General features: G+C 69.5%; 4 protein-coding genes. 3 read left to right on the top strand and 1 reads right to left on the bottom strand.

Translation table 11 applies throughout. The features are described from left to right. The coding region (locus H0W38_RS13225) for a bifunctional protein-serine/threonine kinase/phosphatase (RefSeq protein WP_292454761.1) at positions 1–1,712 on the bottom strand (1,712 nt) is incomplete at its 3' end. 93 nt (positions 1,713–1,805) lie between these two features. Between H0W38_RS13225 and nirB the strand changes: the two genes are divergently transcribed. The 3 genes from nirB to H0W38_RS13210 all read left to right on the top strand — a co-directional run. Continuing rightward, positions 1,806–4,253, top strand: coding sequence for a nitrite reductase large subunit NirB (nirB, locus tag H0W38_RS13220; protein ID WP_292454758.1), 2,448 nt, complete (start codon positions 1,806–1,808; stop codon positions 4,251–4,253). Between the two features lie 111 nt (positions 4,254–4,364). Beyond that, on the top strand, positions 4,365–4,787 hold the full coding sequence (gene nirD / locus H0W38_RS13215; protein WP_292454755.1) for a nitrite reductase small subunit NirD: 423 nt from the start codon (positions 4,365–4,367) through the stop codon (positions 4,785–4,787). 8 nt (positions 4,788–4,795) lie between these two features. Beyond that, the coding region (locus tag H0W38_RS13210; protein ID WP_292454754.1) for a molybdopterin-dependent oxidoreductase at positions 4,796–6,873 on the top strand (2,078 nt) is incomplete at its 3' end.

Genomic DNA, 6,873 nt, shown 5'->3' with positions numbered 1-6,873 from the left:
GCCAGCAGCCACACGATCAGCAGCCCGTTGAAGAGCAGCGAGATGAAGAGCGCGATCTTCCAGAGCGCCGCCGGGTCGCGTGCGATCAGAGATGCCGCCTGCGGCGCGCTCAGCGGCCTCGAGGCGCCGCGCTCCAGCGCGAGCAACAGTTCCTCGGCGGTCTCGAAGCGCTGCGCGCCCTCGCGCGCCACGGCCTTGAGCAGCACATGATCGAGCCAGATGGGCACGTCGGGGCGGCGCCGCGAAGGCGCCTGCGGGGTGCGCCGAAACGCGCCGGTCTGGTACGGCTCGACTTCGCCGTAGGGCAGCGCGGCGCCGAGCCAGCGGAACAGCGTGACGCCCAGCGCGTAGAGGTCGCTGCCCGCATCGGCCGGCGCAGGCTCGCCGCCGGCCTGCGCCCATTGCTCCGGGTTGATGTAGCTCGGCGTGCCGGCATGCAGGCTGCGCAGCGCCGCCGGTTCGCGTCCGGAGAGCGCAACGCCGAGATCGAGGATGCGCCACTGCCCGTCTTCACCGAGGTGCAGATTGGCGGGCTTGATGTCGCGATGGATCACGCCCTGGCGGTGCAACCGGCCGAGCGCGCGTGCCACGCGGGTCGCGCCGTCCACCACCTCGGCCACCGTGAAGCGGCGGCCGGCGGCGAGCATCTGCTCCAGGGTCTGTCCGCCGTGCCAGTCGAACACGACGTAGAAGGCGCTGGGCTCGTGAGGCTCCCGCACGTGAACGAAGCCGCGCGCCTCGCGCTCGCCCGCGCGCGGCGCCACACGCGAGCCCAGCCACGCCTCGTGGGCGAGCATGGCCCGCTCCTCGGGATCGCTGGCGCGTGCTTCGTGCAGGGTCTTGATCGCCACCAGTTCGCGCGAGGCCGTCTCGCGCGCCTGGTACAGGCGGTGCACGCCGGTGTCGGCGACCAGGGCCGTGACGACATAGCCGTCGAGCACGTCGCCCGTCCTGAGCTTGCCCGGCACCGGCAGCTGCCGCCCGTGGCGCAGCGCGTCGCCGAGCCGCTCGGATGCGAGGCCCTGCACGCGCACGACCAGTGCGGTCGCGTTGTCGCGGCTGCCGGCCGCCAATGCGGCGCGCACGAGGGCTTCGCTCGCGGCTCGAGCATCCCCCTCCCGCGCCAGGCTCGCGATCCGCGCGCGCTCGAGCACACCGTGCACGCCGTCGCTGGTGAGCACGAAGCAGTCGCCGGCGTGCAGATCGCCTTGCTGGTAGTCGACATGCACCAGGTCGTCGAGCCCGACCGCGCGCGTGAGCTGGCCGCCCAGGTCGAGGTGGTCGAGCGCATGGTCGGTGCTGAGCTGGTTGCACTCGCCGTCGCGCAGCCGCCAGGCCCGCGTGTCGCCGACGTGCGCCAGCGTCCAGCCGTGGCCCTGCAGCACCAGCGCCGTCAGCGTGGTCAGTGCGCTGCCACCGCCGACGGCCGAACGGCGCCGGTTGTGATCGGCCAGCCAGCGGTTCTGCGCGCCGATCAGGCGGTCGAGCACGACGGTCGTTTCCCAGGTCTGCGGCGCGGCGAAGAAGTCGTTGAGGAGGCTCCTCACCGTGGTCTGCGCCGCCTCGCGGCCCAGACCGCCCGAGGCGACGCCATCGGCGATGGCCGCGATCAGGCCTTCGCTGGCGGGGTCGCGCAACGCGGCCACGAAATCGTCGTTGCGCTCGCGCGCCCCGCGCTCGCAGGCGTATCCGATGTCGACGTGAAAGCTCATGCGGCTGCGTGGAAGTGCGGCGATTGCAGCACAGGCCCACGGCGCAACGCTGGCATCGGGCTTGCTTGAAGCGATTCCCTGAAGGACGGAACCATGAAGAAGATGAAACTGGTGATGGTGGGCAACGGCATGGCCGGCGTGCGCACCCTCGAGGAACTGCTGAAGATCGCGCCCGAGCTTTACGACATCACCGTGTTCGGCGCCGAGCCGCACCCCAACTACAACCGCATCCTGCTCAGCCCCGTGCTGGCCGGCGAGCAGACGGTCGACGAGATCGTCCTGAATCCCCTGGAGTGGTATGCCGAGCACGGCATCACGCTGCACCTGGGCAGGAAAGTGACGCAGATCGACCGGATGCGGCGCGTGGTCCGCGCCATCGATGAAGACGGCCGCGTCACCGAGGCGGAGTACGACCGACTGCTGCTGGCCACCGGCTCCAACCCCTTCATCCTGCCGGTGCCCGGCAAGGACCTCGAAGGCGTCATCGCCTACCGCGACATCGCCGACACGAACGCGATGATCGAAGCCGCCACGAAGTACCGGCACGCGGTCGTGATCGGCGGCGGCCTGCTCGGTCTCGAAGCCGCCAACGGCCTGATGCTGCGCGGCATGCAGGTGAGCGTGGTGCACGTCATGCCCTGGCTGATGGAGCGCCAGCTCGACGACACGGCGGGCCGGCTACTGCAGAAGTCGCTCGAAGACCGCGGCCTGAAGTTCCTGATCGGCGCGCACACCGAACAGCTCACCGCCGACAAGGACGGCAGGGTGATGGCAGTTCGCTTCAAGGACGGCCGCGAGATCCCCGCCGACCTGGTGGTGATGGCAGTGGGCATTCGCCCCAACACCGCGCTGGCCGAGCAGATCGGCATCCACTGCAACCGCGGCATCGTCGTCACCGACACCATGCAGACCGTGACCGACCCGCGCGTCTACTCAGTTGGTGAGTGCGCGGCCCACCGCGGCATCGCTTACGGGCTGGTGGCGCCGCTGTTCGAGCAGGGCAAGGTCTGCGCGACCCACTTGGCACAGTTCGGCATCGGCCGCTACACCGGCTCGCTGACGAGCACCAAGCTCAAGGTCACCGGCATCGACCTGTTCTCGGCCGGCGACTTCATGGGCGGCGAAGGTTGCGAGGAGATCGTGATGAGCGATCCCTTCGGCGGCGTGTACAAGAAACTCGTCATCAAGGACGACAAGCTCATCGGCGCCTGCCTCTACGGCGACACGGTGGACGGCAGCTGGTACTTCAAGCTGCTGCGTGAAGGCCGCAACCTCAGTGACATCCGCGACAAGCTGATGTTCGGCGAATCCAACATCGGCGACACCGGCCACGAAGGCAACACGCGCGCCGCGGCGATGCTCGACGCCGACGAGGTGTGCGGCTGCAACGGCGTCACCAAGGGCGCCATCTGCAAGGCCATCAAAGACAAGGGCCTGTTCACGCTGGACGAGGTGCGCAAGCACACGAAGGCCAGCGCGAGCTGCGGCTCCTGCACCGGCCTGGTCGAGCAACTGCTGATGTTCACCGCCGGCGGTGACTACTCGAAAGCGCCGACCAAGAAGGCGATGTGCGGCTGCACCGACACGAGCCACCAGGAAGTGCGCGAGGCCATCAAGGGTGAACACCTGCTCACGATCGATGGCGTGTACCAGCGCCTGAACTGGCGCACGCCCAACGGCTGCTCGTCCTGCCGCCCGGCGATCAACTATTACTTGATCAGCACCTGGCCGAAGGAGGCGAAGGACGACCCGCAATCGCGCTACATCAACGAGCGCAGCCACGCCAACATCCAGAAGGACGGCACCTACAGCGTGATCCCGCGCATGTGGGGCGGCGAGACCACGGCCAGCGAGTTGCGCCGCATCGCCGACGCGGTCGACAAGTACAAGATCCCCACCGTCAAGGTCACCGGTGGCCAGCGCATCGACCTGCTGGGCGTGAAGAAGGAAGACCTGCCGGGCGTATGGAAGGACATCGGCATGGCCAGCGGCCACGCCTACGCCAAGGCGCTGCGCACCGTGAAGACCTGCGTCGGCAGCGAGTGGTGCCGCTTCGGCACGCAGGACTCCACGCAGATGGGCAAGGACCTGGAGCGCGCCCTGTGGCGCATGTACGCGCCGCACAAGGTCAAGCTCGCCGTGAGCGGCTGCCCCCGCAACTGCGCCGAGTCGGGCATCAAGGACGTGGGCGTGATCGGCGTCGACTCGGGCTGGGAGATCTATGTCGGCGGCAACGGCGGCATCAAGACCGAGGTGGCGCAGTTCCTGTGCAAGCTGAAGACCGCAGAGGAGGTGCTGGAGTACAGCGGCGCCTTCCTGCAGCTCTACCGCGAGGAGGGCTGGTACCTGGAGCGCACGGTGCATTACGTGGGGCGCGTCGGGCTCGACTACGTGAAGAAGAAGATCCTCGACGATGCAGCGGGCCGTAAGGCGCTGTGGGAGCGCCTGCAGTTCTCGCTCGACGGCGAGCCCGACCCGTGGTTCGAGTTCGACAAGGCCGCGGTCGATGCGCGCCAGTTCGAGCCTCTAGTTCCGGCTTAGCCGCCACTTCCTGCCCGAACCACGCATCGGCGCACCTCTGTATTGCTCCCTCTCCCTCTGTGAGAGGGCCGACGTGAGGGCAGCCCGCACACCGATCAAGAGACCCATGAAATGACCGACTGGAAGCAAATCTGCAACGTCGCCGACATCCCCCTGCTCGGCTCCCGCCGCGTCCACCGCGACGCCGGCTGCGACGTCGCCCTTTTCCGCACCACCGACGACCAGGTCTTCGCCCTGCTCGACCGCTGCCCTCACAAGGGCGGCCCGCTTTCTCAGGGCATCGTGTTCGGCACCAGCGTCGCCTGCCCGTTGCACAACTGGACCATCGGCCTGGCCGATGGCTGCGCCAAAGCGCCCGACGAAGGCTGCACCGTGGCGTTCCGCGTCCGGCAGGAGGCCGGCCAGGTTTCCCTCGACGCACACGAACTCGCCACGCTGGCGATCGACCTCCAGCCGCCGCGCGCCGGACCCGGCGCCTCGACGGGTGCGGTAGGCGGCAACACCTTCGACGTGCAGGCGCCGCACAGCGCGTGAGCCTTCCCATGCGTGAGACGCGATCGACCTGCCCCTACTGCGGCGTCGGCTGCGGAGTCATCATCGAGTCGGAGGGCGCGCAGATCACCGGCGTGCGCGGCGACCCCGAACACCCGGCCAACTTCGGCCGGCTGTGCAGCAAGGGCAGCACCCTCCACCTCACCGCCTCGGCGCCGATCACGCGGCAGACCCGGCTGCTGCAACCGCTGCGCCGCGCAGAGCGCGGTGGAGCCCTGCAGCCCGTGGGCTGGGATGCCGCGCTCGACGAAGCAACCGAGCGGTTTGCATCGACGATCGAGCAGCACGGCCCCGACGCCGTCGGCTTCTACCTCTCCGGCCAACTGCTCACCGAGGACTACTACGTCTTCAACAAGCTCGCCAAGGGCCTGATCGGCACCAACAACGTCGACACCAACTCGCGTCTGTGCATGTCCAGCGCCGTGGCCGGCTACAAGGCCACGCTGGGCGCGGACGCCCCACCCGCCTGCTACGACGACCTGCACCATGCGCACACGGTCTTCATCGCCGGCAGCAACACGGCCTGGGCCCACCCGGTGCTGTTCCGCCGGCTCGAAGACGCGCGGCGCGCCAACCCGGGCATGAAGCTGATCGTCGTGGACCCGCGCCGCACCGAGACGGCTGAATGCGCGGATCTGCACCTGCCCTTGCTTCCGGGCACCGACGTGGCGCTGTTCCACGGCCTGCTGCACCTGCTGCTGTGGGAGGGCCTGACCGATGCGGCCTACATCGCCGCCCACACCCGCGGCTTCACCGCGCTGCGCGACCGCGTGCGCGAATTCACGCCGAAGTACGTGGCTCAGATCTGCGGCTTGAAAGAGGAAGCCATCGTGCAGGCGGCACGCTGGTTCGGCGGCCTGACCGACGACGGCGGCCCGCAGCAGCGCACGCCCACGCTGAGCCTGTATTGCCAGGGCCTCAACCAGAGCACCAGCGGGACCGACAAGAACGCCGCACTGATCAACCTGCATCTCGCGACAGGGCAGATCGGCAAGCCCGGCGCCGGGCCGTTCTCGCTGACGGGCCAGCCCAACGCGATGGGCGGGCGCGAGGTCGGCGGCCTTGCCAATCTGCTGAGCGCGCACCGCGACATGGCGAACCCGCAGCATCGCGCGGAGGTCGCCGCGTTGTGGAACGTGGCCGACGTACCGGCAACACCGGGCAAAAGCGCCGTCGAGATGTTCCAGGCCGCCGCCGACGGCGAGATCAAGGCGCTCTGGATCACCTGCACCAACCCCGCACAGTCCATGCCCGACCAGGCCGTGGTGCGCCGCGCGCTCGAACGCTGCGAGTTCGTGGTGCTGCAGGAAGCCTTCGCCACCACCGCCACAGCCGCCTATGCCGACCTCCTGCTGCCCGCCACCACCTGGGGCGAGAAGGACGGCACGGTCACCAACAGCGAGCGTCGCATCAGCCGCGTGCGGCCCGCCGTGGCAGCCCCCGGCGCCGCGCGCCACGACTGGGCCGCGGCGGTCGATTTCGCGCGCCGGCTCGAAGCCCGGCTGCCGCGACGTATTTCGCAGGCGGCGACGCACCCCGCCCCGATCGACACCCCCCTCTGCTCGGGAGCGCAAGGCGACGCGCGTCGCGGAACTGGAGGCGCTGACCGGGCGGCGACGCTCTTTCGCTACGCCACGCCGGAATCGGTCTGGAACGAGCACCGCGAAAGCACCCGCGGGCGCGATCTCGACATCACCGGGCTCGACTACGCGCAACTCGAGCGCGCGCCCGCGCAGTGGCCCTGCCCGGAAGGACAAGCCACGGGCAAGGTGAGGCTCTACGCGGACGGCGTCTTTCCCACCGCCGACGGCCGCGCCCGCTTCGCCGACATGCCCTACCGCCCGGTCGCCGAGCCGCGCGATGCGCGCTTCCCGTTCTCCCTGACGACCGGCCGCCTGCGCGACCAGTGGCACGGCATGAGCCGCACCGGCACCCTCGGCCTGCTGTTCGGCCACGTGCCGGAGCCGGCCATCGAGCTCCACCCGCAGGAACTCGCGCGCCGCGGCTGGGCCGAAGGCACGCTGCTGCACGTCACCTCGCGGCGCGGCTCGGTGCTGCTGCCCGTGCG

The organism is Methylibium sp., from assembly GCF_013817365.1.
Lineage (GTDB): Bacteria > Pseudomonadota > Gammaproteobacteria > Burkholderiales > Burkholderiaceae_C > Methylibium.
The sequence above is the reverse complement of the archived record's forward strand: the minus strand, read 5'-3'. Positions and strand labels throughout refer to the sequence as shown.

Excerpts from the sequence above, each read along its gene's own strand:
- nirD (WP_292454755.1), top strand. The coding sequence starts at position 4,365 with ATGACCGACTGGAAGCAAATCTGCAACGTCGCCGACATCCCCCTGCTC.
- nirB (WP_292454758.1), top strand. The coding sequence starts at position 1,806 with ATGAAGAAGATGAAACTGGTGATGGTGGGCAACGGCATGGCCGGCGTG.